A 24,557-nucleotide genomic window follows, 5' to 3' on the forward strand; every position below is an offset into this window, starting at 1 on the left:
GGCGGCCCCCGGGCCGCCCCCCAGGGTTCCGCCGCCCCCCAACACCCCCCTACCACGCGGCCCCCCCGCCCTGGGCGCCTCTCCACCGCCCGCCCGCCCGGCGGTTTTCTTTTGTTGATGACAGGCCGATGAGTACCATTCACGTGATTCAGGGCGGCACCGCTGCCGCGTCGCTGCGCGAGGCCCTCGCACAAGCCGGACGCGACGAGCTAGTCGTCGGATTGCTCGACGATCTCGCCGTCGGGCCGCTGAAGGGCGCCGACGAGACGCCCGACACGCGCGCCGCCTTCTGGCAGCGCGTGCTCGGCGACCAGGTTCCCGACTGGAACGCGGAAGTCGAACACGAATTCGCACGCCTCGACCAGCTCGCGATGGACACGGGTCAGGTGGTCGTCTGGCACGCGCCGAGCGTCGGCGACAAGCTACTGCTGCGGCGCGTCGCCTATCATCTGCGCAACGTGCCGCAGCGCCTGAACGAGGTACGGCTGTCCGCGGCCGACCTCGACGCGCCCGAGCGCGCGGCGCTGGCCCGCAGCGACCAGGCATGCTCGACCGGGATGTTCTCGCCCGCGGCGCTTGCCCGCAAACGGCCGGTGGCCGCGCCGATCTCGGTGCTGCGCATCGGTCGCCTCGCGCTCGAATGGCAGGAGGCGAAACACCTGAATGCCGAGCTGCGCTACTGGGTCAGCAACACGATCAAGAGCGGCCAGTACGCGGACCTCGATGCGCTGATCGTCGCGCATGCGGAACCCGGCTGGCTGCCCGCGCGACAGCTCGTCGGCGCCATCATGGCCGGCGCCGACCGCGGCGGGATGTTCGTCAGCGACGCGATCGCCTGGTGGCGCTGTCGCGAACTCGCGGCGGCCGGACGACTCGAGTTGCAGGACGACGCGCCGACCGCCCTCTCTTCCACGCAGGTGCGCGCGGCAGCCGCGTATCGCTAACGCTACTCTTCAGCATTCGACCATGGCCCGTACCCGAGCGCCCGACCACGAATCCCAGCGCGAGCAGATCCTCGATCTCGCCGCCGAGAAATTCGCGCAGACGAGCTACCCGAGCACGTCGATGTCCGATCTCGCAACCGCGAGCGGCACGTCGAAGGCACGTCTTTACCACTATTACGAGAGCAAGGAAGCGATCCTGTTCGACCTGCTCGATCGCTACACGAAGCGGTTGATGCTGATCATCGCGGAGGTCGAGGGCGCGAGCCAGCGGCGCGGGCTCAGCGAGCGCGACGCGTTCGCCGAACTCGTGCGCGCCTTCCTCGCCGAGTACGAGACATCGCACAGCCGCCACGTCGCGCTGCTCAACGACGTGAAGTATCTGGAGGACGCGCAGCGCGAAATCGTGCTCGATCGCCAGCGCGACATCGTCGCGGCCTTCTCGCGTCAGCTCGCGCGCGCCTATCCGGACCGGATCTCGAAGGAAAACCAGACGTCGGTCACGATGATGGTGTTCGGGATGATCAACTGGACGTTCACATGGCTGAAGCCGGGCGGCCGCCTCGGCTACCGCGACTTCGCCGAACAGGTCATCGACCTGATGGAACGCGGGCTGGCCACGGGCGCCTGATTGCCGCGCAGCAACATGCGTTGCGCAGCAGGCACAGTGCGGCGCCCCGCCGCACATTTCATGCGATGAATTTAAAATCCCTTTAAAATCAATAAGATATATTGTTAACTAAGCAGATTTAGAATTCATCCTCAAGACAAAGTACGGGTTTTCCCCAATCCTGGGGCTGCACTCGGGTAAAATGCTGCTGCAATGCACAACCCGTTGTGCGGTCACACACTGAGGAACCCACGATGAACATGCAATTCAACGGCCGTGCCGATGCTGTCGGCAGCGCCGCCAATGCGCCGGTTCTCGTCAGGGAACTGGCTTCCAAAGACCGTGAGCAAATGCTCACCCACTTTCTCTCGCTCGACGAAGAGGACCGCCTGCTGCGCTTCGGCCAGATGGTCCCCGACCACGTGATCGAGAACTATGTCCGTACGATCGATTTCGGTCGCGACACCGTATTCGGCGTGTTCGACCACGCGCTCGAGCTGATCGGCGTCGGCCATCTGGCATACCTGCCGGCCGACGGCGACAAGCGCACGGCCGAATTCGGCGTGTCAGTGCTCGAAAGCGCTCGTGGCCGCGGCGTCGGCTCGAAACTGTTCGAGCGCGCGGCCATCCGCAGCCGCAACACGCGCGTGACGATGCTGTACATGCACTGCCTGTCACGCAATGCAACGATGATGCACATCGCGAAAAAGTCCGGGATGCGTATCGAGTATGCGTACGGCGAAGCCGACGCGTACCTGTCGCTGCCGCCGGCAGACCACTCGACGATCGTCGCCGAGATGCTGCAGGAGCAGGCCGCGGTGTTCGACTACGCGCTCAAGCGCCAGGCCCACCGCACGTCGAAGTTCATCGAATCGCTGATGCCCGCCGCGCTGACGGCGTGACGTCGGCCGCCCGGGCTGCCACACGGCGCCCGGTCTTCTCCTTTTCCCTCCGCCACGGCGCGGCGCCCTAGCGCACCGACCGGATCGGCAACGCCGTCGTCTCCTTGAAACATTCGAGCGAAAAGCTCGTCTTCACGTCGATCACCGACGGATGGTGCAGCAGATGCTCCTGCACAAAGCGGGAGAAATGCGCCATGTCCTCGACCTGCACGCGCAGCAGGTAATCCATGTCGCCCGTCATCGCGTGGCACGCGACCACTTCCGGCCAGGTCTGCACGGCCGCGCGGAACAGCTCCGCGTGGGTCGCGCCCGCGCGCGCAGACGTCTCGTCGGCACGGACCGGCGCCAGGCCGCCGCGCTTCTCGAGCCGCACGCTCACATACGCAAGCAGATCGAGACCGAGCTTCTGCGGATCCAGCAGCGCAACGTAGCCGGTGATCACGCCGATCTCCTCGAGCCGCCGGATTCGCCGCAGACACGGGCTCGGCGACAGGTTCACACGCTCGGCGATCTCCTGATTCGACAGGCGGCCGTTCTGCTGAAGAATCGCGAGAATCCGCCGGTCGATCGCATCCAATTCGACCTGCGCCATTTTCTGCCCCCCATGAATTATTTTGAGACTAGTAATTGCGCCATCGTAGGCACGGACGATCAAGTTCGCAAGTTTACGCTCCGCCCTGCCCGCTACACTTTGTCGCATGAACCGATGCGTGGCGCGCGCCACCTTCGACATGAAACCGGCCCGGACCCTGTAACGCCCGGGCGAATCGCAAAGCACACTGGAGACACGGCATGCAGATCCCCAACTGGGAAAACCCCGTCGGCACCGACGGCTTCGAATTCATCGAATACACCGCACCGGATCCGAAAGCACTCGGACAACTGTTCGAACGGATGGGTTTCACAGCGATCGCACGCCACCGCCACAAGGATGTGACGGTCTACCGTCAGGGCGACATCAACTTCATCATCAACGCCGAACCCGATTCGTTTGCACAACGCTTCGCGCGCCTGCACGGCCCGTCGATCTGCGCGATCGCGTTTCGCGTGCAGGACGCCGCGAAAGCATACAAGCGCGCACTCGAACTCGGCGCATGGGGCTTCGACAACAAGACGGGCCCGATGGAGCTGAACATCCCGGCGATCAAGGGCATCGGCGATTCGCTGATCTACTTCGTCGACCGCTGGCGCGGCAAGAACGGCGCGCAGCCGGGCGCGATCGGCGACATCAGCATCTATGACGTCGATTTCGAGCCGATCGCCGGCGCGAACCCGAACCCGGCCGGCCACGGCCTCACCTACATCGACCACCTGACGCACAACGTGCATCGTGGCCGCATGCAGGAATGGGCGGAATTCTACGAGCGCCTGTTCAACTTCCGCGAAGTGCGCTACTTCGACATCGAAGGCAAGGTGACGGGCGTGAAATCGAAGGCGATGACGTCGCCGTGCGGCAAGATCCGGATTCCGATCAACGAGGAAGGCTCGGACACGGCCGGCCAGATCCAGGAATACCTCGATGCGTACCACGGCGAAGGCATCCAGCACATCGCGCTCGGCACGAACGACATCTACGGCGCGGTCGACGGCCTGCGCGGCAAGGAAGTAAAGCTGCTCGACACGATCGACACGTACTACGAGCTGGTCGACCGCCGCGTGCCGAACCACGGCGAATCGCTGGAAGAGCTGAAGAAACGCAAGATCCTGATCGACGGCGCGCGCGACGACCTGCTGCTGCAGATCTTCACCGAGAACCAGATCGGGCCGATCTTCTTCGAGATCATCCAGCGCAAGGGCAACCAGGGCTTCGGCGAAGGCAACTTCAAGGCGCTGTTCGAATCGATCGAGCTCGACCAGATCCGCCGCGGCGTGGTTCAGGACAAGGCCTGACCCATCGCGCGATGCGGCGGCCCGAGGTAGCCCGGGCGTCCGCGCGAACCGGCGGCACAAAGAAAAAGGGCGGGAATCACGAGATTCCCGCCCTTTTGTCGTTCCGGCGCGGCCCGACGGCCGCGCGAACGGATCAACGCACGCTCGCCTTCGGCGCGACGGCGTGCCCGGCTGCCGGCTGCGCGTCGGCGTCCTGCGCCGGCGCGATCTGACGCATCTGTGTGCCTGCTGCCGCCAGCGCGCTCGCGCCTTGCGCGTGCACCGGGCCGGTCATCGCGAAAAACGCGGCGGACACGATCAGGAAACTCTGGATATGACGTGTGTTCATTGCACCTCCTTTAAAACTGCCGGCGCCTCCCCGGTTGCATCGAATCGGGCCGACGCGGCCGGGCACCTCCGGCAGGTCGACAAGATTAACGGCATTTGTAGGAAGAAGGGAACGGCTTTACATGCTTTTACATGATGTAACTCAGCGCCTCGCGCAATTTCGGTGATGCATCGCGGCAGGCCAGCTGGTGGGCGGCGGGTTTATCCCAGTGCTACCATCACTTAAAACCGGCCAATATGCCGGCCACTGCCGACATGTTCACAAGACATCGAAGCAACTGAAGTTTTGGAGATCCCAAACTGGGTGGAGGAGACATTTCAATGAATGCCCCGCTAGACGCAGGCCAACGCGCGTCGCTTGAAGCCGCGCTGAAGTCCGTCACGCTTGACGACAAATACACGCTCGAACGCGGCCGCGCATACATGAGCGGCATCCAGGCACTGGTGCGTCTGCCGATGCTCCAGCAGGAACGCGACCGCGCCGCCGGCCTCAATACGGCCGGCTTCATCTCCGGTTATCGCGGCTCTCCGCTAGGCGGCCTCGACCTGTCGCTGTGGAAGGCCAAGCAGCACCTCGCCGCCCACCAGATCGTATTCCAGCCCGGTCTCAACGAAGACCTCGCCGCCACCGCCGTGTGGGGCTCGCAGCAGGTGAACCTGTATCCCGGCGCGAAGCACGACGGCGTGTTCGGCATGTGGTACGGCAAGGGTCCTGGCGTCGACCGTACCGGCGACGTATTCAAGCATGCGAACTCGGCCGGCTCGTCGCGGCACGGCGGCGTACTCGTGCTCGCCGGCGACGACCACGCGGCGAAATCCTCGACGCTCGCGCACCAGTCCGAACACATCTTCAAGGCGTGCGGGCTGCCGGTGCTGTTCCCGTCGAACGTGCAGGAATATCTCGACTTCGGCCTGCACGGCTGGGCGATGAGCCGCTACTCGGGCCTGTGGGTCGCGCTCAAGTGCGTGACCGACGTGGTGGAATCGTCGGCATCGGTCGACATCGACCCTCATCGCACCCAGATCGTGCTGCCGACCGACTTCATCATGCCGGACGGCGGCCTGAACATCCGCTGGCCGGATCCGCCACTCGTGCAGGAAGCGCGGTTGCTAGACTACAAGTGGTACGCGGCGCTCGCGTATGTGCGCGCGAACAAGATCGACCGGATCGAAATCGATTCGCCGCAGGCGCGCTTCGGCATCATGACGGGCGGCAAGGCGTATCTCGACGTGCGCCAGGCGCTGATCGACCTCGGCCTCGACGACGAAACCTGCGCGCGGATTGGCATCCGGCTCTACAAGGTCGGCTGCGTGTGGCCGCTCGAAGCGCAGGGTGCGCAGGCATTCGCGCGCGGCCTCGACGAAATCCTCGTCGTCGAGGAAAAGCGCCAGATCCTCGAATACGCGATCAAGGAAGAGCTGTACAACTGGCCCGATACGCAACGGCCGCGCGTGTTCGGCAAGTTCGACGAGAAGGACGGCGCCGGCGGCGAATGGTCGGTGCCGATGGGCAACTGGCTGCTGCCCGCGCACTACGAACTGTCGCCCGCGATCATCGCGAAGGCGATCGCGACGCGTCTCGAGAAGTTCGAACTGCCGTCCGACGTGCGCGCACGCATCGCCGCGCGGCTCGCGGTGATCAACGCGAAGGAAATGGCGCTCGCGAAGCCGCACGTGCAGACCGAGCGCAAGCCGTGGTTCTGCTCGGGCTGTCCGCACAACACGTCGACCAACGTGCCTGAAGGCTCGCGTGCGATCGCCGGCATCGGCTGCCACTACATGACCGTGTGGATGGATCGCAGCACGAGCACCTTCAGCCAGATGGGCGGCGAAGGCGTGCCGTGGATCGGCCAGGCACCGTTCACCGAAGAAAAGCACGTGTTCGCGAACCTCGGCGACGGCACCTATTTCCACTCGGGCCTGCTGGCGGTGCGCGCGGCGATCTCGTCGAAGGCGAACATCACCTACAAGATTCTCTACAACGACGCTGTCGCGATGACGGGCGGCCAGCCGGTCGACGGCGTGCTGACGGTGCCGCAGATCACGCACCAACTCGCGTCCGAAGGCGCGAAGAAGATCGTGATCGTCACCGACGAGCCGGAGAAGTACGACAGCCAGAAAACGCTGCTCGCGCCGGGCGTGACGATCCATCACCGCGACCAGCTCGACGACGTGCAGCGCGAACTGCGCGAGATCGAAGGCACGACGATCCTGATCTACGATCAGACTTGCGCGACCGAGAAACGCCGCCGCCGCAAACGCGGCACGTATCCGGATCCGGCCAGGCGCGTCGTGATCAACGACGCGGTGTGCGAAGGCTGCGGCGACTGCTCGGTGCAGTCGAACTGCCTGTCGGTCGAGCCGCTCGAAACCGAATTCGGCACGAAACGCCAGATCAACCAGTCGAGCTGCAACAAGGACTTCTCGTGCCTGAAGGGCTTCTGCCCGAGCTTCGTCACGGTCGAAGGCGGCCAGTTGAAGAAGCCGAAGGCCGTGGCAGTCGACGGCGGTGGGCTGCCGCCGATTCCTGAACCGACGCTGCCGGCAATCGACCGTGCGTACGGCGTGCTCGTCACGGGCGTCGGCGGCACGGGCGTCGTCACGATCGGCGCGCTGCTCGGGATGGCGGCGCACCTGGAGAACAAGGGCGTAACCGTGCTCGACGTCACGGGCCTCGCGCAGAAGGGTGGCGCCGTGATGAGCCACGTGCAGATCTCGCACGCACCGACCGACATCCACGCGACGCGGATCGCGATGGGCGAAGCGGACCTCGTGATCGGCTGCGACGCGATCGTCACGGCCGGTGACGAATGCACGTCGCGGATGCGCCATGACACGACCCGCGTGGTCGTCAACAGCGCGCAGACGCCGACCGCCGAGTTCATCAAGAACCCGAACTGGGCGTTCCCGGGCCTGTCCGCGGAGAACGACATCCGCGCTGCAGCCGGCGAGGCCGTCGATTTCATCGACGCGAACCGCTTCGCGGTCGCGCTGCTCGGCGACGCGATCTACACGAACCCATTCGTGCTCGGCTACGCATGGCAGAAGGGCTGGCTGCCGCTCACGCTCGCGTCGCTCGAACGCGCGATCGAGCTGAACGCGGTGTCGGTCGAGAAGAACCGGGCGGCGTTCGGCTGGGGCCGGCGCGCCGCGCACGACCTCGCGAGCGTGAAGCAGGCCGCGGCCGGCGATGCACGCCCGGCGCAGGGCGCCACGGTAATCGCGCTGCACACGAAGAAGGCGGTCGACGCACTGATCGCGAAGCGTGTGACGGTCCTCACCGCGTACCAGAACGCCGCGTATGCATCGCGCTATTCGGCATTCGTCGACAAGGTGCGGGCAGCAGAACGCGCGCTGGCCGACGGCAACGCCATGCAGGAGCCACTGACCGAAGCGGTCGCGCGCAACCTGTTCAAGCTGATGGCGTACAAGGACGAATACGAGGTCGCGCGGCTGCAGTCCGATCCCGCGTTCCTCGCACGCCTGTCGTCGCAGTTCGAAGGCGACTGGAAGCTGAAATTCCACCTCGCGCCGCCGCTGTTCGCGAAGACGGATGCACACGGCCATCTCGTGAAGAAGGCGTACGGACCGTGGATGATGTCGGCCTTCCGGCTGCTCGCGAAAGCGAAGTTCCTGCGCGGCACGAGGCTCGACCCGTTCGGCCGCACCAGGGAGCGCCGCACCGAGCGCGCGCTGATCGGCGAGTACGAAGCGCTGATCGGCGAAGTGCTGGCCAGGCTGAGCGAAGCCAACCGCCCGCTCGCACTCGAGCTCGCGGCGCTGCCGGACGGCATTCGTGGCTACGGCCACGTGAAGGAGAACAACCTGCGCGCGGTGCGCCAGAAGTGGGACACGCTGCTCACGCAGTGGCGTTCGCCGACGGACGGTCATTCGCGCCAGCAGGTAGCGTAACGGCAGACGGCGGGCGTTCACGATCAGGATGCTCGCCCGCACTGCCGCGGTTCACCGGAAAGCCCATAAAAAAAACGCCACGGAACGCAGGTTCCGTGGCGTTTTTCATTGCGCCGCGCACGAGGCGCGGCACACGCGGGCGCGAACTTACTTCGTGTTCGCGTTCGCGGCGGCCACCGCCGTCATGTTGATGATCCGGCGCACGGTCGCGGCCGGCGTCAGGATGTGGACCGGCTTCGCTGCGCCGAGCAGGAACGGGCCGACCGTCACGCCTTCGCCGCCGACCATCTTCAGCAGGTTGTACGCGATGTTCGCCGCTTCGACGTTCGGCATGATCAGCAGGTTCGCTTCGCCCGACAGCGTCGTGCCCGGGAAGGCAGCCTTGCGGACCACTTCGGACAGGGCCGCATCGCCGTGCATTTCACCGTCGACTTCGAGGTTAGGGGCACGCTCGCTGATCAGCCTGCGGGCTTCCGCCATGCGGCGCGACGACGCCGAGGGCGCGCTGCCGAAGTTCGAGTTCGACAGCAGCGCGGCCTTCGGCACGATACCGAAGCGCTCGATCTCGGCCGCAGCCTGGATCGTCATGTCGGCGAGCTGTTCCGCGCTCGGCAGTTCGTTCACGTACGTGTCGCACAGGAACAGGTTACGGCCCGGCAGCATCAGCAGGTTCATCGCCGCGTAGTGCTCGGCGCCCTTCGCACGGCCCAGCACCTGCTCGATGAACTTCAGGTGCGTGTGGTACGTGTCGATCATCCCGCAGATCATCCCGTCCGCATCGCCAAGGTGCACGAGCATCGCGCCGATCAGCGTGTTGAACTTGCGCAGCGCGGCCTTCGCGACTTCCGGGGTCACGCCGTCGCGCGCGCCGATGTCGTGATAGGCCTGCCAGTAGCGGTGGTAGCGCGTGTCGTCTTCCGGATTCACGATCTCGAAATCGACGCCGGCCTTCAGCTTCGAGCCGATCTTCTGCAGGCGCATCTCGACGACCGACGGACGGCCGACGATGATCGGCTTTGCGATCTTCTCCTGCAGCACGAACTGAGCGGCACGCAGCACGCGCTCGTCCTCACCTTCGGCGAACACGATGCGCGCCTGCTTCTTCTTCGCGGTCGCGAACACCGGGCGCATCACCATGCCCGTGCGGTAGACGGTCGCGCCGAGCTGCTCGCGATACGCATCCATGTCCTCGATCGGGCGCGTGGCGACGCCCGAATCCATCGCGGCCTGCGCGACGGCCGGCGCGATCTTGATGATCAGGCGCGGGTCGAACGGCTTCGGAATCAGGTAGTCCGGCCCGAACTCGAGCGAGTGGCCTTCATAGGCCTTCGCGACTTCCTCGCTCTGGTCGGTTTCCTCGGCCAGTTCGGCGATCGCGCGCACGCATGCGAGCTTCATTTCTTCCGTGATCGTCGTCGCGCCGACATCGAGCGCGCCGCGGAAGATGAACGGGAAGCACAGCACGTTGTTGACCTGGTTCGGGTAGTCCGAACGGCCGGTCGCGACGATCGCGTCCGGACGCACGGCCTTCGCGTCTTCCGGGCGAATTTCCGGCTCCGGGTTCGCGAGCGCCAGGATCAGCGGGCGGTCGCCCATCGTCTTGACCATGTCCTGCTTCAGCACGCCCGCGCTCGAGCAGCCCAGGAACACGTCCGCGCCGACGATCGCATCGGCGAGCGTGCGTGCGTCGGTGGTCGCCGCATAGCGCTGCTTCGACGGATCGAGGTTGCCGCGCCCTTCGTAGATCACGCCCTTCGAATCGGCGACGAGGATGTTCGACTTCGAGAGACCGAGGTTCACCAGCAGGTCCAGACACGCGATCGCTGCGGCGCCCGCGCCCGAACACACGAGCTTCACTTCCGACAGCTTCTTGCCGACGACCTTCAGACCGTTCAGGATCGCGGCCGATGCGATGATCGCGGTGCCGTGCTGATCGTCGTGGAAGACGGGGATCTTCATGCGCTCGCGCAGCTTCTGTTCAATGTAGAAGCACTCCGGCGCCTTGATGTCTTCGAGGTTGATGCCGCCGAGCGTCGGCTCGAGCATCGCGATCGCCTCGACGAGCTTGTCGGGGTCGGACTCCGACAGTTCGATGTCGAACACGTCGATGCCCGCGAACTTCTTGAACAGGCAGCCCTTGCCTTCCATCACCGGCTTCGCGGCGAGCGGGCCGATGTTGCCGAGGCCCAGCACGGCCGTGCCGTTGGTGATGACGCCGACGAGGTTGCCGCGCGACGTGTACTTCTGCGCGTCGAGCGGATCGGCGTGGATCGCCTCGCACGCCGCGGCGACGCCCGGCGAATACGCGAGCGAGAGGTCGAGCTGGTTCGACAGCGGCTTGGTCGGGGTGACCGAAATCTTGCCGGGTTTCGGGTTCAGGTGATACGCGAGAGCAGCCTGCTTCAGTTGTTCGTCCATGATTGACCTGCGAGAGACATGCGAAATTTTGACGGTTCAGTACACAGCACCTTGAGCCGCGTCTGCTTGAATCGAGGGGATGGTCGACTGCGAGACGGCACGCGACGCGCCGGGTCGGCACGCCATCGAACCTTGGCGGGTAGTGGCAAGAAGAAAGTACAAAGTACTGAACGATTTCTAAGGGTCGCTTAGTGTACACCCCCTAAATGGCGCACGTTGGTGCAGCGCCGCATCCTCGGCATCAGCATCCAGCTGGTCGAACCCCGTTTGTTTCGCCGGTGGTGAGCGGCGCGCCGAACCTGCGCGAATTCCGCCGAAAACCGGCCTGAATCGGGTAAAATAGCGGGCTACGCGCGCAGCGATGCGATCGGCCCTCCGATCGCGCCCCGGCCCCTCCGGCAGGTTCCCCTTGCTGCGCCACCGGGCCCGCGCCCGCTCTTCGCTCATCACCCAAGGAATGCCCATGACAGGCTACGATCGTCAGTCGATCTCGGATACGACCGCCAAAATCCTGCTCGAAGTGCAGGCGGTGCACTTCAACGCCGAAAAACCGTTCATCTTCACGTCCGGCTGGGCGAGCCCCGTCTATATCGACTGCCGCAAGCTGATCTCGTATCCGCGTGTGCGCCGTGCGCTGATGGAAATGGCGGAAACGACGATCATGCGCGACGTCGGCTTCGAGCAGATCGACTCGGTGGCGGGCGGCGAGACGGCCGGCATCCCGTTCGCGGCATGGCTCGCGGACCGCATGATGGTGCCGATGCAGTACGTGCGCAAGAAGCCGAAGGGTTTCGGCCGCAACGCGCAGATCGAAGGTCATCTGGAAGAAGGTTCGCGCGTGCTGCTGGTGGAAGACCTGACGACCGACAGCCGCAGCAAGATCAACTTCGTCAACGCGCTGCGCACCGCGGGCGCGACGGTGAACCACTGCTTCGTGCTGTTCCACTACAACATCTTCAAGGAAAGCGTGTCGGTCCTGAAGGACATCGACGTCGACCTGCACGCGCTCGCGACCTGGTGGGACGTGCTGCGCGTCGCGAAGGCATCGGGCTACTTCGAGACGAAGACGCTCGACGAAGTCGAGAAATTCCTGCACGCGCCGGCCGAATGGTCGGCTGCGCACGGCGGCGCGACGGCCCCGAAGGAATGACGCCGCGCCGGCATGCAGGCCGGCATCCTGGCTGAAAAAAACCGCTCGCTTCATCGCGAGCGGTTTTTTTTCGTCCGTCGGATCCGCATCAGGAACGATCGAAGTCGCGCGCCGCACGTGCGTCGCTCATCGAACCCTAATGCTAGACTTGATCCATCGCCGCCATCAGCTGCGCGAGCTACGCACAACGCCAACAAACGCCGGGCTCGTCGGGCCGGCCCACGTGACGGGAGAAGCGCCATATGCGTGTGGATCGCCGGATCACTTCGCCTGCGCCCTCGGGTCGTCCGCCTGCGTTCATCGCCGCCCTTCTCTGCATCGCCGTCTGCGGCGCATTCGCCATTCGGCCCGCGCGCGCCGAAGGCCCGTTCACCGTGTCGAGCGACGACCTGACGCCGGGCGGGCGCGTCGGCCCCGCGAACGTGTTCGATCGCGGCGACTGCAAGGGCGAAAACCGCTCGCCGCAGCTCACGTGGCGCAACCCGCCCCCCGGCACGCGCGGCTACGCGGTCACGATCTTCGATCCCGACGCACCCGGCCACGGCTGGTGGCACTGGGCCGTCGCCGGCATTCCCGCAACCGTCACGAGCCTGCCCGCCGATGCGAGCGCGTCCGGCTTCCTGCGACGCATCGGCGCGAGCGAGGCGCGCAACGACTTCGGCACCGACGGCTACGGCGGCCCGTGCCCGCCGCCTGGCAAACCGCACAGCTACGTGATCACCGTCTACGCGCTGAAGGGAACGGACCTGCGCGTCGCGCAGGGTCGCCCCGCGCCGATGTTCGAGCACGAGATCGGCACGCTGACGATCGGTACCGCGCGGCTCACGGTCACTTACGGGCAATAGCCGAGCGCGCATCGCACGCACCGTATCGCGCCGGCCGCCTGGCCGATTCCCCGCAGCAACGAATTTCTGTGCGCGCACGGCGCGCGTTTTTCCCGTCATTCCGGCTTGCTAGACTCTGCTGCACCGGTCGCGGCATCCCGCCGTGCATCCGCCGCGTCGCCTGACCGCGACGCGTGACGCGGCAGGCCGCGGCGCCTGCCGTTGTCGTCCCTTTCCGGAGAACGCTTCATGTCGAACATCGTCATCGTCTATCACAGCGGCTACGGTCACACGCAGAAACTGGCCGACGCCGTTCACGCGGGCGCGCAGGACGCCGGCGCCACCGCACGCCTGATCGCCGTCGGCGAGCTCGACGACGCGAGCTGGGCTGCCCTCGACGCGGCGGATGCCATCGTGTTCGGCGCGCCGACTTACATGGGCGGGCCGTCCGCGCAGTTCAAGCAGTTTGCCGACGCAACGTCGAAACCGTGGTTCACGCAGAAGTGGAAGGACAAGATCGCCGCGGGCTTCACGAACTCGGCGACGATGAACGGCGACAAGTTCTCGACGATTCAGTATTTCGTCACGCTCGCGATGCAACATGGAATGGTGTGGGTCGGCACGGGCATGATGCCGGCCAACTCGAAGGCGGCCACACGCAACGACATCAACTATGTCGGCGGCTTCACGGGCCTGCTCGCGCAGTCGCCGGCGGACGCGACGCCCGACGAGGGCCCGCTGCCGGGCGACCTCGAGACCGCGAAGGCGTTCGGCCGGCGCGTTGCCGAAGCAACGGCCCGCTGGGTGGCCGGCGGCCGCTGAACGCGCCCGCGCCGCCGGCGAAGCAATGCCGGTGCGCGTCAAAGGGACACAAGACGGCCCGCAGGCCGTCTTTTTTTCGCCCCGTGCGGTGCAGGCCCGCCGGATGACGTCTTAAAATATTGGTTTAAGGGCGCCGCGGCTCCCGTTTCATTCAGCGAGAACGAAATGAGCACCAAAGTTTTTGTCGACGGCCAGGAAGGCACGACCGGCCTCAAGATCTTCGAATACCTGTCGGCACGCAACGACATCGAGATCCTGCGCATCGATGAGGCGAAGCGCAAGGACGTCGACGAACGCCGCCGCCTGATCAACGCGTCGGACGTCACGTTCCTGTGCCTGCCCGACGTCGCGTCGCGCGAATCGGCATCGCTGGTCGAGAACCCGAACACGACGCTGATCGACGCGAGCACCGCATTCCGCACGAGCGCCGACTGGGCGTACGGTCTGCCGGAACTGACCCGCACGCAGCGCGAGAAGATCCGCACGTCGAAGCGCATCGCGGTGCCGGGCTGCCATGCGTCGGCCTTCGTGCTCGCGATGCGTCCGCTCGTCGACGCGGGCATCGTCGCGCCGACGTTCGCCGCACACAGCTACTCGATCACCGGTTACAGCGGCGGCGGCAAGTCGATGATCGCCGAGTACGAAAGCGCAGCGCCGGGCGGCAAGCTCGCGAGCCCGCGTCCGTACGCACTCGCGCTCGCGCACAAGCACCTGCCGGAAATGGCCGCGCACACGGGCCTGGCGCACGCGCCGATCTTCACGCCGATCGTCGGGCCGTTCCTGAAGGGTCTCGCCGTGACGACCTACTTCTCGCCCGAGCAGCTCGCGAAGCGCGCGACGCCGCAGGACGTGCAGCGCGTGTTCGCCGAGTACTATGCGGACGAACCGTTCGTGCGTGTCGCGCCGTTCAACGCGGACGCGAATCTCGACAGCGGCTTCTTCGACGTGCAGGCGAACAACGACACGAACCGCGTCGATCTGTTCGTGTTCGGCAACGAAGAGCGCTTCGTCACGGTCGCGCGACTCGACAACCTCGGCAAGGGTGCGTCGGGCGCGGCGATCCAGTGCATGAACCTCAACATCGGCGCCGCCGAGGACAGCGGCCTGAAGCGCTGATCCTCCTTGCACGCGATGCAAAGCCGGCCGCTGGCCGGCTTTTTATTTACCCGTGCCAGGCAATATATAAAACCATGCCCGCGCATTTACAAATATTTACAAGCTTTCCATTGCGCGATTACCGGTGAATTAATTCACCCTTCTTTTTATCCAGTAAATCCCGAATAGGGATAAACCGGATACCGTCACTTTAAACGCTGCCGTTATACGCAGGAAGGCCGTTCGCAAGCCGGCCGTGCGTGGCAGCGGCCCCACTTCGGCAGCGCCTCGCCAGCCTCGTCGCGTTTTAATTCTTACTTGAAGCCCCATCCGGAAAGGAATTGAAACATGCAGGTCGTTTCAATCGCCTTTTTTAGACGAGTTCATCAATTGACAGCAAAAACCCAGGCAGCGACATTAGCTCGCACAATTAAACGATTGGAGACAGCGGCATGTCGCACGCCTTATCGAAGGGGGTGGCAACGGCCTTTGCCATCGCCCCTTTCCTGATTGCCTGTGGTGGAGGAGACGGCGGCTCGCCCGCGCCGATCAACACACCACAATGTTCCGGGTCGAACTGCGGCACGCAAGGGCCGCCGCCATCGCAGCCCGTCAGCGGCGCGCTGTGCCCGGCGGACGCCGACATCGTGAAGAGCACGTATCTCGGCGGCGCCGGTAGCGGCGAGATCGTCAGCGTCAACATCGACGCGGTCGCGATGACCTACACGCTCAAGTGGCTCGAATCGCCGATTCCGCTCGCGACCGGCACGGTCACGCCGAGCCGCGCCGGCACGACCATCACCGGCAAGGTGATCCACCCGCCAACGGGCACGCTGCCGACAGCCGAACAGACGCGCTGCGCGTTCGTCCTCACGCCGGGCACCGGTACCGCGCCGAACGGCTCGACCTATTCGACGGCCGCCGACTTCAACCAGGCGAATCCGCCGATGCTGCTGGTCGGCATGGGTGTCGCAGGCGGCGGCATTCCAGGGGCGACGGTCCAGTACGACGGGCTGACGATCAGCCTCGCCGGTATCCCGCTCTACAAGAACGTCGGCCAGGTGCCGAACCGCCACTTCGATTTCTATCCGTTCCTCGGCTTCGCGAACACGACGACCGATCTCACGAAGCTACCGGGCACGTACAACGCACTGCTCTACCACCTCGTGCCGTCGGGCAACTATGCGACGAAGGGCATCAACGCGAGCGAGACGTTCGACGCGAACGGCGCATGCACATCGACCTCCGGCAGTTGCGAAACGACCGGCAATCCGTGGACGGTGAACGCGAACGGCAGCTACCTCGACAGCACGCAGGCCCCGCAGATCCTGCCGCAAACGTCGCTCCCGGTGGTCGGCACGACGGGCAAATCGGGTACCGCGCACATGGTGATCGGCCAGCTCAACGGCGCGACGGTGCCGGTGGTCGTCCGCACGGGCTACGTGTATCTCGGCACCGATGCGGCGCTGCACACCGACGCAAAGGTCGACGACGAATCGGGCATCGCGGTGCTCGCCGCTGCGAGCGCGATCCAGTCCGGCGCAATCGACGGCGGCTACGCGGGCGCGGATTCGAACTTCAAGTACACGGCCGCACTGATCCGCGGCAGCAACGCGTCGTTCATCAATCCGACCACCCAGGCCGAAGAAGACGGCTTCACGCTCGACTACGGTCAGACGACGGCAGGCCTGCTGAACGCAACGACCACGCCGCAGAGCGGCGCGAGCTACCCGTCCGCATCGGGCGTGGTGATCGCGACGGGCGGGCTGTATGCGGCGCTGATCCAGGGCACGGTGAACGGCGGCGTCACTCAGACGTCGGCGAATTCGACGACATCGTCGACACCGTACTTCGGCGTGGGTGCGCAGATCAGCAAGTAGCGATCGGGGACGCGGCGGCGGCCGGTGCGCCGCCGCGTATGGCAGGGAGAGGAAGGCACGACACGACGGCGTCAGGCACGACGCAAGCGCAACGCGCACAAGCAAACAGAAGCGGTCGACAGGGAGCCGGCCGCCGTACAAGACAAATCTGGAGGAGCAACATGAAGCGCAACCTCATTCTGGCGGCGGCCCTTGCCGCCCCCCTTCTTTCCGGCTGCGGCGGTGGCGACGACAATCCGCCCCCGCTCGTCGAAGACCGGCTCTGCCCCGCGTCGCTCGACTACAGCACCGTATTCACGGGCGGTGCGGGCAGCGGCGAACTCGCGAAGGTCCAGCTCGACACGACCAAGATGACCTGGCAGGTCACCTACGTCGAATCGCCGGTTCCGGAAACGACCGGCACCGTCACGCCGACCCGCGCGGGCACCGTCGACAGCGGCACGCTCACGCAGGAAACGCTGCTGCCGACCAACAAGCTGAACCAGTGCGCGTTCCGCCTGAACGGCGCGAGCCTCGATCCGTCGCGCCCGGCGCGCATCTTCGTCGGCGAAGGCGTCGCGGGCGGCACGATTCCGGGCAAGGAAATCCAGTTCAACGGCGTGCTCGGTCAGGCCGCGGTGCCCGACACGAAATTCCCGTACTACCCGTTCATCGGCTTCTCGTCGATCGAAACGGACATCACGAAGGTCGCGGGCACGTACAGCCATGTCGGCTTCGGCGAAGTGCCGTCGCAGAACTTCGCGCCGGCGTCGATCGATGCGAAGGTGACGATCAACGCCGACGGCTCGTGGACCAAATGCGACACGACCGGCCAGTTCGCCGGCGGCGCGTGCACGCAGCAAGGCACGAATTTCGTACAGTCGGCCGACGGCAGCGGAGCGTTCCAGAGCAACAACTACCAGAGCCAGCTGAAGCCGACGCTGTCGGCGACGCCGCAGGGCAAGGGCTTCATGATCGTCGGCAAGCTGCGCAACCAGCTCGTGCCGATCCTTGTGCGCACGGGTGTCGCGAACCCGAACCCGACGCCGGACAGCAACGGCGTGCCGGGCCTGAGCGCCGACGACGAATCGAGCATCTCGATCCTCGCGCCGCAAACGACCATCGCGCTCGGCTCGCAGAACGGCGAGTACATCGGCGTCGACAGCCAGTTCGACTACCGCACCACCGCTCTGGCCGACACGCAGGCCACGCTGCTCGATCCGTTCCAGCCGTCGCAGGCATCGCTTGCGACCGCGCTGAACCTCGACTACACGCAGGCGGTGCCGGGCACGGTCACGACGACCCACGTGGGCGCGAGCAGCACGACGCCGACCGGCAAGTTCATCTTCACGGGTGGCGTGTTCGGTTTCCTCGACAACGCGGGTTCGACGCCGTATTTCACGATCGGCGCGTTCGTCCAGTAAGAGGAGGCAAGCCGTGATGAAGAAGACCCTTCTCTGCGCGGCGGCCGGCGCCGCCGCCCTGGCGCCGCTCGCGGCGCACGCGCAGAGCGCCGGCAGCAACGTCGTCACGCTGGGCTGGTTCCACGTGATGCCGCAGCAGAGCAGCACGCCGATGACGACCAACGTCGCGCCGACGCCGATCAACACGCCGCTGCGGTTGCCGCCGTCGTTCACGTCGCCGGGTACCGGGCTGCGCACCAGCGGCGCGGATACCGTCGGCCTGACGGTCAGCCACTTCCTGACCGATCACATCGCGGTCACGTCGGTGGCCGGCGTGCCGCCGGTGTTCAAGGTGTCGGGCCAGGGCACGATCAAGCCGCCCGGCCCTGCCGGCGCGCTGGGCACGCAGAACATCGGGCTCGCGTCGGTCAACCCGATCGTGAAGAGCGTGCGGCAGTGGAGCCCGGCGGTGATCCTGCAGTACTACTTCGGGCAGGCGACCGCGAAGTTCCGGCCGTTCCTCGGCCTCGGCGTGTCGTACAACTGGTTCAGCGACCTGCAGCTCAACACGAACTTCATCAAGCAGACGCAGGACAACCTCGGCGCGATTCTCGCGGCGGGCGCGGGCAAGCCGGGTACGACATCGGTGGAGGCAAAGGCGTCGTCGTCGTGGCAGCCGGTGTTCAACGCGGGCCTGCAATACAACATGACCGAGCATTTCGGGCTGGTGGCATCGGTGACGTACATCCCGCTGAAGACGACATCGACGGTGACGATCAAGGCGGCCGACGGCTCGGTGCTCGCCGAGTCGAAGTCGGACCTGAAGGCGGACCCGATCATCAGCTACGTCGGGATGACGTACAAGTTCTGAGGCCGGCGACGGAGGACGAAACGAGGGAAGATGGATGACCCGCACCAAAAACGCGGGCAAAAAAAAGCCCGCCTAAGAGGCGGGCTGAATCCATATCAGAGGAGACATGGAGGAGACAGGTGTAACTATAGCGAATCGATTTCCGCATTGCAACATTTCCGTAGAGAAAATAAGGATTTTCCCTCGAATGCGCACTCTAGATCGCTAGTCAGTATCCGACCCCTTCATGTTTTCCCGCTCGAGCACGTCGCCGAGCGCATCGCCCAGCAGCGCGACCGGCCGCGTCAGGCGGACCGGCAGCGCGGCGTGCACGATCCACACGTTGATCCGCGTTTCCAGCCCCGTCGTTTCCACCACCCTCAGCGCATCGCGATGCGCGCTGCGTGCCAGCGCGTTCGGCGGCGCGATGCCGATGCCCGCGCCGCGCGCGACGAGCGACAACTGCAGCTCCGAGCCGAACGCCTCGACCGCGACATCGAACGGCAACCCGGCTGAGCCGAGCGCGCGGCTCAGCGCCGAGCGCATTCCGCAGCCGTCCTGGCTCAGCACCCACGGAAAACCCGACAGCACGTCAAGCGATAGCGGACCGTCCGGCAACGGGAAATCGCGCGCGGCGACGAGCACCGTCGGCTGCGTGCCGAGCAGGGTCGCCGCCAGCGTGTCGGGCAGCGCCGCGCTGGCCGGCACCATCACCGTCGCGACATCGAGCGAGCCGCGCTCGATGCCCTGCACGAGCGCCGGCGACCAGCCGGCCGTCACGCGCAACGTCAGCCGCGGAAATGCATCGCGCAACCGGTCGATCGGCCGCTCGAGCGCGAGTTCGGACAGGAACGGCGGCACGCCGATGCGCAGCTCGCCGGACGGCTCGCTGTCCGGCGCCCCCGCGGCCATCAGCTCGTCGACCGCGCACAGCACGTTGCGCGCGAGCGCGTAGACGTCGCGCCCGGCGGCAGTGGGCTTCAGCGGCTTGCTCTGCCGTTCGAGCAGCGACACGCCCAGCAGCGTTTCGAGATTCTGCACGCGGCGGGTAAGGCCCGGTTGCGTCAGATGGAGCCTCGCGGCAGCGGCGACCATCGATCCGCTGTCGACTACCGCGACGAACGCCTGGAGGTCACGCGTATTCAAAACAAACTCGCATAATCATGTTAGATATATTTCAATTGTCGCATAAACATCGGCCACCTACGATGGGGATTCCTTCGCTCCTCCCCCCAGGCTTCCGATGAACTGCCCTGCCGATTCCTGTCCTGCCGCCATGCGCCGCGGCGCACCGCCCGCGCTGAGCACGGGCATGACGCTCTTCTTCGCCGCGACGGTCGGCGTGATCGTGATGGACCTGTTCGCCGCGCAACCGCTGACGGGCCCGATCAGTGCCGACCTGCGCCTGCCGCCCGGCCTCACCGGCCTCGTCGCGATGCTGCCGCAGCTCGGCTACGCGGCCGGCCTGGTACTGCTGGTGCCGCTCGTCGACCTGCGCGAAAACCGCCGGCTGATCGTCGCGACGCTCGTCGCTTGCGCGGCGGCGCTCACGCTGCCGGCGTTCACGCGCTCGGGCGCCGTGTTCCTGGTCGCGACGCTGATCGCCGGCGCCGCGTCGAGCGTGATCCAGATGCTGGTGCCAATGGCCGCGTCGATGGCGCCCGAAGCACAGCGCGGCCGTGCGGTCGGCAACGTGATGAGCGGACTGATGCTCGGCATCCTGCTGTCGCGGCCGCTCGCAAGCCTGATCGCGGGCACGGCGGGCTGGCGGGCGTTCTACGCGCTGGCCGCGCTCGCGAATGTGGCGATCGCCATCGTGCTGGCACTGCGGTTGCCGGTGCGCCAACCGGCGGTGACGGCCGGCTATCGCACGCTGCTCGCGTCGATGGGCCGGCTGCTCGCCGACGAACCGGTGCTGCGCCGGCATGCGCTGTCGGCCGCACTCGCGATGGCGGCGTTCAGCGCGTTCTGGACGGCCATCGGGCTGCGGCTCGCGCAGCCGCCGTTCGGCCTCGACCTGCACGGGATCGCGCTGTTCGCGTTCGCCGGCGCGAGCGGCGCGATCGTCACGCCGCTCGCCGGCCGCGCAGGCGATCGCGGCCACGGCCCGGCCGCGCAGCGCATCGCGCACGTGACGATGCTCGTGGCGCTCGCCGTGCTCGGTGTCGCCGGCGCCGGCTGGTTCGGCTTCGACGTGCACGCGCATCGCGGCGTCGCGCTGGCACTGCTGGCCGGCGGCGCGGCGCTGCTCGACGCGGGCGTGATCGTCGACCAGACGATCGGCCGGCGCGCCATCAACCTGCTGAACCCGGCTGCGCGCGGGCGCCTGAACGGCTTGTTCGTCGGGCTGTTTTTCGTCGGCGGCGCACTCGGCGCGGCGCTCGCGGGCAGCGCGTGGGCGTGGGGCGGATGGAGCGCCGTGTGCGGCGTCGGCTTCGCGTTCGCCGGCGCGGCCGCGGGGTTCGGTCTGTCGGCCGCGCGCCGGACCGGTGCGGCCGCATTGCCGCGCGCATAGGCCGAGGCCGGATGTGCAAACGCCCCGCCCTCTGACGAGGCGCGGGGCGTTGCGCAGGCCGCGAGGCCCGGAATCAGTGACGGACCAGCGCCATCATCGCGCCGAAACCGACGAAGATGCCGCCCGTCAGCCGATTGAAGATCTTCGCGACGCTTTGGCTCTTCAGCGTCGCGCCGATCCGCGTGCCGAACGACGCGTAGACGAGATACCAGCTCACCTCGATCACCGCGAACGTGACGACCAGGATGCCGAACTGCGGCAGCGTCGGCTCCGACGCGTTAATGAACTGCGGCAGCAGCGCGGCCGCGAACAGGATCGCCTTCGGGTTGCTGCCCGCGACCAGGAAGCCATTGCGGAACAGCGCCAGACGCGATGCCGACGCGCCCGGCGACACCGCGTCGACGTCGGCGGCCGGCGCGTCGTCGACGCGTGCGCGCCACGCCTTGACGCCGAGATAGATCAGATAGGCGGCGCCCGCGAAGCGCAACGCGTTGAACATCGCCGGCCATGCCTCCAGGACCGCGCCGAGGCCCGCCGCCGACACCGACAGCATCAGCACCAGCGCACTCAGGCAGCCGGCCATCGTTGACGACGAGCGGCGCAGCCCGTGCCGCGCGCCGTGCGTCATCACGAGCAGCATGTTCGGGCCCGGAATCGCCGACACGACGAACACCGTCGCCACGAAAAGCCACCACGTATGCAGGTTCATGACCGCCTCGACCGAAAGAAAAACGAAACGTCGATTATGCCGCGTGTGCCGCGCTTCTGTCGCGCGCCGGCTCAGCGGCCCGCGCGGCGCAGCGCGACTTCGCCGAGCACCGCGAAGTCCTGGTCGCCGCCGCCGTGCGCGAGTGCGTCGAGCAGGCTGTCGCGCACGACGCTCGCCACCGGCAGCGGCACCGCCGCCGCGTCGCCGGCTTCCAGCGCGAGCCGGACGTCCTTCAGGCCAAGCCGCGCCTTGAAGCGCGCGGGTTCGTAGCTGCGCTCGGCGATCATCCCGCCGTAGCCCTGGTAGACCGGCCCGGGAAACACGCTGTTCGTGATCACGTCGAGGAAATCGCGCATCGCAACGCCGTGCGCGCCGAGCAGCGCGGACGCCTCGCCGAGCGTCTCGATCGCCGACGCGAGCGTGAAGTTCGCCGCGATCTTCGCGACGTTCGCGTGCTGCGGCAGCGAACCGAACCGCCAGGTTTTCTGGCCGATCGCGTCGAACAGGGGCTGCACGCGGTCGATCGCCTCGGCCGGGCCGCCGGCCATGATCGTCAGGCGCGCGGCGGCCGCGACGTCCGGGCGCCCCATCACGGGTGCGGCCACGTAGTCGAGCCCGCGCGACGCATGCGCGTGCGCGAGCGATTCGGCCAGTGCGACGGAGACCGTCGCCATGTTCACGTGGATCAGGCCGCGCGGTGCCTGCGCGAGCAGCGCGTCGTCGAACACTTCGCGCGCGGCCGCATCGTCGGCGAGCATCGAGAACACGGCGTCGCCGCGAAACGCATCGGCTGGCGACGCAACGATCTGCGCACCGAGTGCCGCGAGCGGCTCGGCGCGCTCGCGCGACCGGTTCCAGACACGCACGGTGTGCCCCGCCTTCAGCAGGTTCGCCGCGATCGCCTGCCCCATTTCGCCCAGCCCGATAAATCCCAGATCCATTGCCCGCTCCTTCGATCCATGAAGCCGCGAGTTAAACACAGATGACGACGGCTTGCAGCGGCCGCGGCCGGCCGTGCGCGGTGCGATACTGGACGAATGGCGACCGCGACCTTCCGCTTCCACGGCGAACTGAACGCGTTTCTCGCGCGGGCGCGGCGCGAGTGCGCGTTCACGCATGCGTTTGCGCGCGACGCAACGCTCAAGCATGCGATCGAGGCGCTCGGCGTCCCGCATACGGAAATCGGTCAGCTTTGCGTAGACGGCGCGCCGGCCGACCTCGACCGGCCGCTCGGCGACGGCGAGCGCGTCGACATCCACCCGCAGCGCGCCAGGCAAGCCGCGAACGGCGCGCCCGCGCCGCAGCCGGACCGGTGGCGCTTCGTCGCCGACGCACATCTCGGCGGCCTCGCGCAGTTGCTGCGGCTCGCCGGCTTCGACACCTGTTACGACAATCACTACCGCGACGACGAGCTCGTCGCGCTCGCCGCGCGCGAAGACCGCATCGTGCTGACCCGCGACCGCGAGCTGCTCAAGCGCCGCGCGATCGTACGCGGCTGCTACCTGCATGCGCAGCAGCCGGCCGAGCAATTGCGCGAGCTGTTCGGGCGGCTGGACCTCGCGCCGCACATGCGGCCGTTCCGGCTGTGCCTGCGCTGCAACGCGCCGCTGCACCCGCTGGAGGCGGCAGCTGCCGCGTCGCGGGTGCCGCCCGGCATACGCCAGCGGCACCGGCGCTTTGCCGCGTGCGACGTGTGCGGGCGCGTGTTCTGGGAAGGCTCGCACTGGCGGCGCATGCGCACGGTGGTCGACGCGATGCGCGCGCCACCGGCCGACGCGCCGGACATTCCAGACGCCTGAAAAAACAAAACCCCGCATGCCGAAAGCGTGCGGGGTTTCGCGACGGGCGGCCGGCGGTGCCGGCCCCGACGAGACGCGCTTAGTTCGCTGCGCCTGAGTCGTTCGTACCGGCGGCCGATGCGGCTGCGGCCTTCGCCTTGCCCTTTGCCGAGCCGTGGTGCTTCAGCATGTGCTTCGGCTTGCTGTGATCCTTCTTCATCGGTGCCGGCGCAGCAGCCGACGTGTCGGCGGCCGGCGCGGACGCCTGTGCGAATGCCGAAACCGATGCGAGAGCGAATGCTGCGGTCATGATCGAAGCGAGCGTCTTCTTCATTGTTCTTCCTTTAACGGAGAAAAAGTCAAACGTACCGGTAAAAGATGCGAGGCATCCGCATCGGAACGTCAGTCGCGCCGGGTTCACGGTCGCCGCCGGGCGGCTCGGCTCTCGCCTTTTCGCCTCGACAAATACTGACGCACTGGCTCCATAACGCACCGCCCGCGCGGCCAGTTGACACGTTCCTTGCAACCCTCGGGTTTCCCCGGAGGCGCAGG

The 24,557-nt window shown here is 66.5% G+C and carries 21 protein-coding genes; 14 read left to right on the forward strand and 7 right to left on the reverse strand.

What is annotated here, in order from left to right; all coding sequences use genetic code 11:
* The first annotated feature begins 128 nt into the window (after positions 1-128).
* From DIE13_RS20020 to DIE13_RS20030, 3 genes are all read left to right on the forward strand, one after another.
* Positions 129-944, forward strand: a complete 816-nt coding sequence (locus tag DIE13_RS20020) for a DUF1835 domain-containing protein (protein WP_124828715.1) — start codon at positions 129-131, stop codon at positions 942-944.
* Between the two features lie 22 nt (positions 945-966).
* Positions 967-1,572, forward strand: a complete 606-nt coding sequence (locus DIE13_RS20025; RefSeq protein ID WP_124828716.1) for a TetR/AcrR family transcriptional regulator — start codon at positions 967-969, stop codon at positions 1,570-1,572.
* A 233-nt stretch (positions 1,573-1,805) separates the two neighbouring features.
* Positions 1,806-2,453 (forward strand): GNAT family N-acetyltransferase, encoded by a 648-nt coding sequence (locus DIE13_RS20030; RefSeq protein ID WP_124828717.1) that lies wholly within the window; start codon positions 1,806-1,808, stop codon positions 2,451-2,453.
* Between the two features lie 67 nt (positions 2,454-2,520).
* On the opposite strand, the gene DIE13_RS20035 is transcribed toward DIE13_RS20030, so the two are convergent.
* Positions 2,521-3,045 carry an Lrp/AsnC family transcriptional regulator gene (locus DIE13_RS20035; RefSeq protein WP_096508218.1) on the reverse strand — a complete coding sequence of 175 codons (525 nt, stop codon included), beginning with the start codon at positions 3,043-3,045 and terminating at the stop codon, positions 2,521-2,523.
* Positions 3,046-3,245: 200 nt separating this feature from the next.
* On the opposite strand from DIE13_RS20035, the gene hppD reads away from it, so the two are divergent.
* A complete protein-coding gene (gene hppD / locus DIE13_RS20040; protein WP_124828718.1) occupies positions 3,246-4,343 on the forward strand; it encodes a 4-hydroxyphenylpyruvate dioxygenase in 1,098 nt (365 codons plus the stop codon).
* Positions 4,344-4,476: 133 nt separating this feature from the next.
* On the opposite strand, the gene DIE13_RS20045 is transcribed toward hppD, so the two are convergent.
* Positions 4,477-4,671: a hypothetical protein gene (locus DIE13_RS20045; RefSeq protein ID WP_124828719.1), complete on the reverse strand. Its 195-nt coding sequence runs from the start codon at positions 4,669-4,671 to the stop codon at positions 4,477-4,479.
* A gap of 320 nt (positions 4,672-4,991) precedes the next feature.
* On the opposite strand from DIE13_RS20045, the gene DIE13_RS20050 reads away from it, so the two are divergent.
* Positions 4,992-8,582 carry an indolepyruvate ferredoxin oxidoreductase family protein gene (locus tag DIE13_RS20050; protein ID WP_124828720.1) on the forward strand — a complete coding sequence of 1,197 codons (3,591 nt, stop codon included), beginning with the start codon at positions 4,992-4,994 and terminating at the stop codon, positions 8,580-8,582.
* 147 nt (positions 8,583-8,729) lie between these two features.
* Here the strand turns inward: DIE13_RS20050 and DIE13_RS20055 are convergent, their stop codons facing one another.
* On the reverse strand, positions 8,730-11,000 hold the full coding sequence (locus DIE13_RS20055) for an NADP-dependent malic enzyme (protein WP_124828721.1): 2,271 nt from the start codon (positions 10,998-11,000) through the stop codon (positions 8,730-8,732).
* A 463-nt stretch (positions 11,001-11,463) separates the two neighbouring features.
* On the opposite strand from DIE13_RS20055, the gene DIE13_RS20060 reads away from it, so the two are divergent.
* The 7 genes from DIE13_RS20060 (at position 11,464) to DIE13_RS20090 (ending at position 19,024) form a co-directional block, all read left to right on the forward strand.
* Positions 11,464-12,150 (forward strand): orotate phosphoribosyltransferase, encoded by a 687-nt coding sequence (locus tag DIE13_RS20060; protein WP_006752465.1) that lies wholly within the window; start codon positions 11,464-11,466, stop codon positions 12,148-12,150.
* A 242-nt stretch (positions 12,151-12,392) separates the two neighbouring features.
* A complete protein-coding gene (locus DIE13_RS20065; RefSeq protein WP_124828722.1) occupies positions 12,393-12,995 on the forward strand; it encodes a YbhB/YbcL family Raf kinase inhibitor-like protein in 603 nt (200 codons plus the stop codon).
* A gap of 228 nt (positions 12,996-13,223) precedes the next feature.
* Complete coding sequence (locus DIE13_RS20070) at positions 13,224-13,796, forward strand: flavodoxin family protein (RefSeq protein WP_096508212.1); 573 nt, start codon at positions 13,224-13,226, stop codon at positions 13,794-13,796.
* 165 nt (positions 13,797-13,961) lie between these two features.
* The gene (gene argC / locus DIE13_RS20075) at positions 13,962-14,912 is read left to right on the forward strand and encodes an N-acetyl-gamma-glutamyl-phosphate reductase (protein ID WP_124828723.1); all 951 of its coding nucleotides are present in this window, start codon (positions 13,962-13,964) and stop codon (positions 14,910-14,912) included.
* A gap of 431 nt (positions 14,913-15,343) precedes the next feature.
* Positions 15,344-16,771 (forward strand): DUF2957 domain-containing protein, encoded by a 1,428-nt coding sequence (locus tag DIE13_RS20080; RefSeq protein WP_124828724.1) that lies wholly within the window; start codon positions 15,344-15,346, stop codon positions 16,769-16,771.
* 161 nt (positions 16,772-16,932) lie between these two features.
* Positions 16,933-18,174, forward strand: a complete 1,242-nt coding sequence (locus tag DIE13_RS20085) for a DUF2957 domain-containing protein (protein WP_124828725.1) — start codon at positions 16,933-16,935, stop codon at positions 18,172-18,174.
* 16 nt (positions 18,175-18,190) lie between these two features.
* Positions 18,191-19,024 carry an OmpW family protein gene (locus tag DIE13_RS20090; protein WP_124828726.1) on the forward strand — a complete coding sequence of 278 codons (834 nt, stop codon included), beginning with the start codon at positions 18,191-18,193 and terminating at the stop codon, positions 19,022-19,024.
* 204 nt (positions 19,025-19,228) lie between these two features.
* Here DIE13_RS20090 and DIE13_RS20095 read toward each other — a convergent pair whose 3' ends face one another.
* Complete coding sequence (locus DIE13_RS20095; RefSeq protein WP_124828727.1) at positions 19,229-20,149, reverse strand: LysR family transcriptional regulator; 921 nt, start codon at positions 20,147-20,149, stop codon at positions 19,229-19,231.
* Positions 20,150-20,246: 97 nt separating this feature from the next.
* Here DIE13_RS20095 and DIE13_RS20100 point away from each other — a divergent pair, with 97 nt between their 5' ends.
* Positions 20,247-21,518 (forward strand): MFS transporter, encoded by a 1,272-nt coding sequence (locus tag DIE13_RS20100; protein WP_124828728.1) that lies wholly within the window; start codon positions 20,247-20,249, stop codon positions 21,516-21,518.
* A gap of 73 nt (positions 21,519-21,591) precedes the next feature.
* Here the strand turns inward: DIE13_RS20100 and DIE13_RS20105 are convergent, their stop codons facing one another.
* Together DIE13_RS20105 and DIE13_RS20110 are read right to left on the reverse strand one after the other, a co-directional pair.
* Positions 21,592-22,227: a LysE family translocator gene (locus DIE13_RS20105; protein WP_124828729.1), complete on the reverse strand. Its 636-nt coding sequence runs from the start codon at positions 22,225-22,227 to the stop codon at positions 21,592-21,594.
* A gap of 71 nt (positions 22,228-22,298) precedes the next feature.
* A complete protein-coding gene (locus tag DIE13_RS20110; protein ID WP_311768336.1) occupies positions 22,299-23,375 on the reverse strand; it encodes an NAD(P)-dependent oxidoreductase in 1,077 nt (358 codons plus the stop codon).
* Here DIE13_RS20110 and DIE13_RS20115 point away from each other — a divergent pair.
* On the forward strand, positions 23,265-24,026 hold the full coding sequence (locus DIE13_RS20115) for a Mut7-C RNAse domain-containing protein (RefSeq protein WP_124828731.1): 762 nt from the start codon (positions 23,265-23,267) through the stop codon (positions 24,024-24,026). The genes DIE13_RS20110 and DIE13_RS20115 overlap by 111 nt on opposite strands.
* A gap of 79 nt (positions 24,027-24,105) precedes the next feature.
* Here DIE13_RS20115 and DIE13_RS20120 read toward each other — a convergent pair whose 3' ends face one another.
* Positions 24,106-24,339, reverse strand: coding sequence for a hypothetical protein (locus DIE13_RS20120; RefSeq protein ID WP_124828732.1), 234 nt, complete (start codon positions 24,337-24,339; stop codon positions 24,106-24,108).
* Between the last annotated feature and the right edge of the window lie 218 nt (positions 24,340-24,557).

The organism is Burkholderia sp. Bp9016 (assembly GCF_003857765.1).
In the GTDB taxonomy this organism is placed as follows: Bacteria; Pseudomonadota; Gammaproteobacteria; order Burkholderiales; family Burkholderiaceae; genus Burkholderia.

What these genes read in the sequence shown, in the direction of transcription:
- argC (WP_124828723.1), top strand. Translation starts at nt 13,962, where the DNA reads ATGAGCACCAAAGTTTTTGTCGACGGCCAGGAAGGCACGACCGGCCTC.
- DIE13_RS20025 (WP_124828716.1), top strand. Translation starts at nt 967, where the DNA reads ATGGCCCGTACCCGAGCGCCCGACCACGAATCCCAGCGCGAGCAGATC.
- DIE13_RS20100 (WP_124828728.1), top strand. Translation starts at nt 20,247, where the DNA reads ATGAACTGCCCTGCCGATTCCTGTCCTGCCGCCATGCGCCGCGGCGCA.
- DIE13_RS20105 (WP_124828729.1), bottom strand. Translation starts at nt 22,227, where the DNA reads ATGAACCTGCATACGTGGTGGCTTTTCGTGGCGACGGTGTTCGTCGTG.
- DIE13_RS20045 (WP_124828719.1), bottom strand. Translation starts at nt 4,671, where the DNA reads ATGAACACACGTCATATCCAGAGTTTCCTGATCGTGTCCGCCGCGTTT.
- DIE13_RS20080 (WP_124828724.1), top strand. Translation starts at nt 15,344, where the DNA reads ATGTCGCACGCCTTATCGAAGGGGGTGGCAACGGCCTTTGCCATCGCC.
- DIE13_RS20060 (WP_006752465.1), top strand. Translation starts at nt 11,464, where the DNA reads ATGACAGGCTACGATCGTCAGTCGATCTCGGATACGACCGCCAAAATC.
- DIE13_RS20120 (WP_124828732.1), bottom strand. Translation starts at nt 24,339, where the DNA reads ATGAAGAAGACGCTCGCTTCGATCATGACCGCAGCATTCGCTCTCGCA.
- DIE13_RS20070 (WP_096508212.1), top strand. Translation starts at nt 13,224, where the DNA reads ATGTCGAACATCGTCATCGTCTATCACAGCGGCTACGGTCACACGCAG.
- DIE13_RS20050 (WP_124828720.1), top strand. Translation starts at nt 4,992, where the DNA reads ATGAATGCCCCGCTAGACGCAGGCCAACGCGCGTCGCTTGAAGCCGCG.
- hppD (WP_124828718.1), top strand. Translation starts at nt 3,246, where the DNA reads ATGCAGATCCCCAACTGGGAAAACCCCGTCGGCACCGACGGCTTCGAA.
- DIE13_RS20055 (WP_124828721.1), bottom strand. Translation starts at nt 11,000, where the DNA reads ATGGACGAACAACTGAAGCAGGCTGCTCTCGCGTATCACCTGAACCCG.
- DIE13_RS20030 (WP_124828717.1), top strand. Translation starts at nt 1,806, where the DNA reads ATGAACATGCAATTCAACGGCCGTGCCGATGCTGTCGGCAGCGCCGCC.
- DIE13_RS20020 (WP_124828715.1), top strand. Translation starts at nt 129, where the DNA reads ATGAGTACCATTCACGTGATTCAGGGCGGCACCGCTGCCGCGTCGCTG.
- DIE13_RS20035 (WP_096508218.1), bottom strand. Translation starts at nt 3,045, where the DNA reads ATGGCGCAGGTCGAATTGGATGCGATCGACCGGCGGATTCTCGCGATT.
- DIE13_RS20065 (WP_124828722.1), top strand. Translation starts at nt 12,393, where the DNA reads ATGCGTGTGGATCGCCGGATCACTTCGCCTGCGCCCTCGGGTCGTCCG.
- DIE13_RS20115 (WP_124828731.1), top strand. Translation starts at nt 23,265, where the DNA reads ATGGCGACCGCGACCTTCCGCTTCCACGGCGAACTGAACGCGTTTCTC.
- DIE13_RS20110 (WP_311768336.1), bottom strand. Translation starts at nt 23,375, where the DNA reads ATGCTTGAGCGTTGCGTCGCGCGCAAACGCATGCGTGAACGCGCACTC.
- DIE13_RS20090 (WP_124828726.1), top strand. Translation starts at nt 18,191, where the DNA reads ATGAAGAAGACCCTTCTCTGCGCGGCGGCCGGCGCCGCCGCCCTGGCG.
- DIE13_RS20085 (WP_124828725.1), top strand. Translation starts at nt 16,933, where the DNA reads ATGAAGCGCAACCTCATTCTGGCGGCGGCCCTTGCCGCCCCCCTTCTT.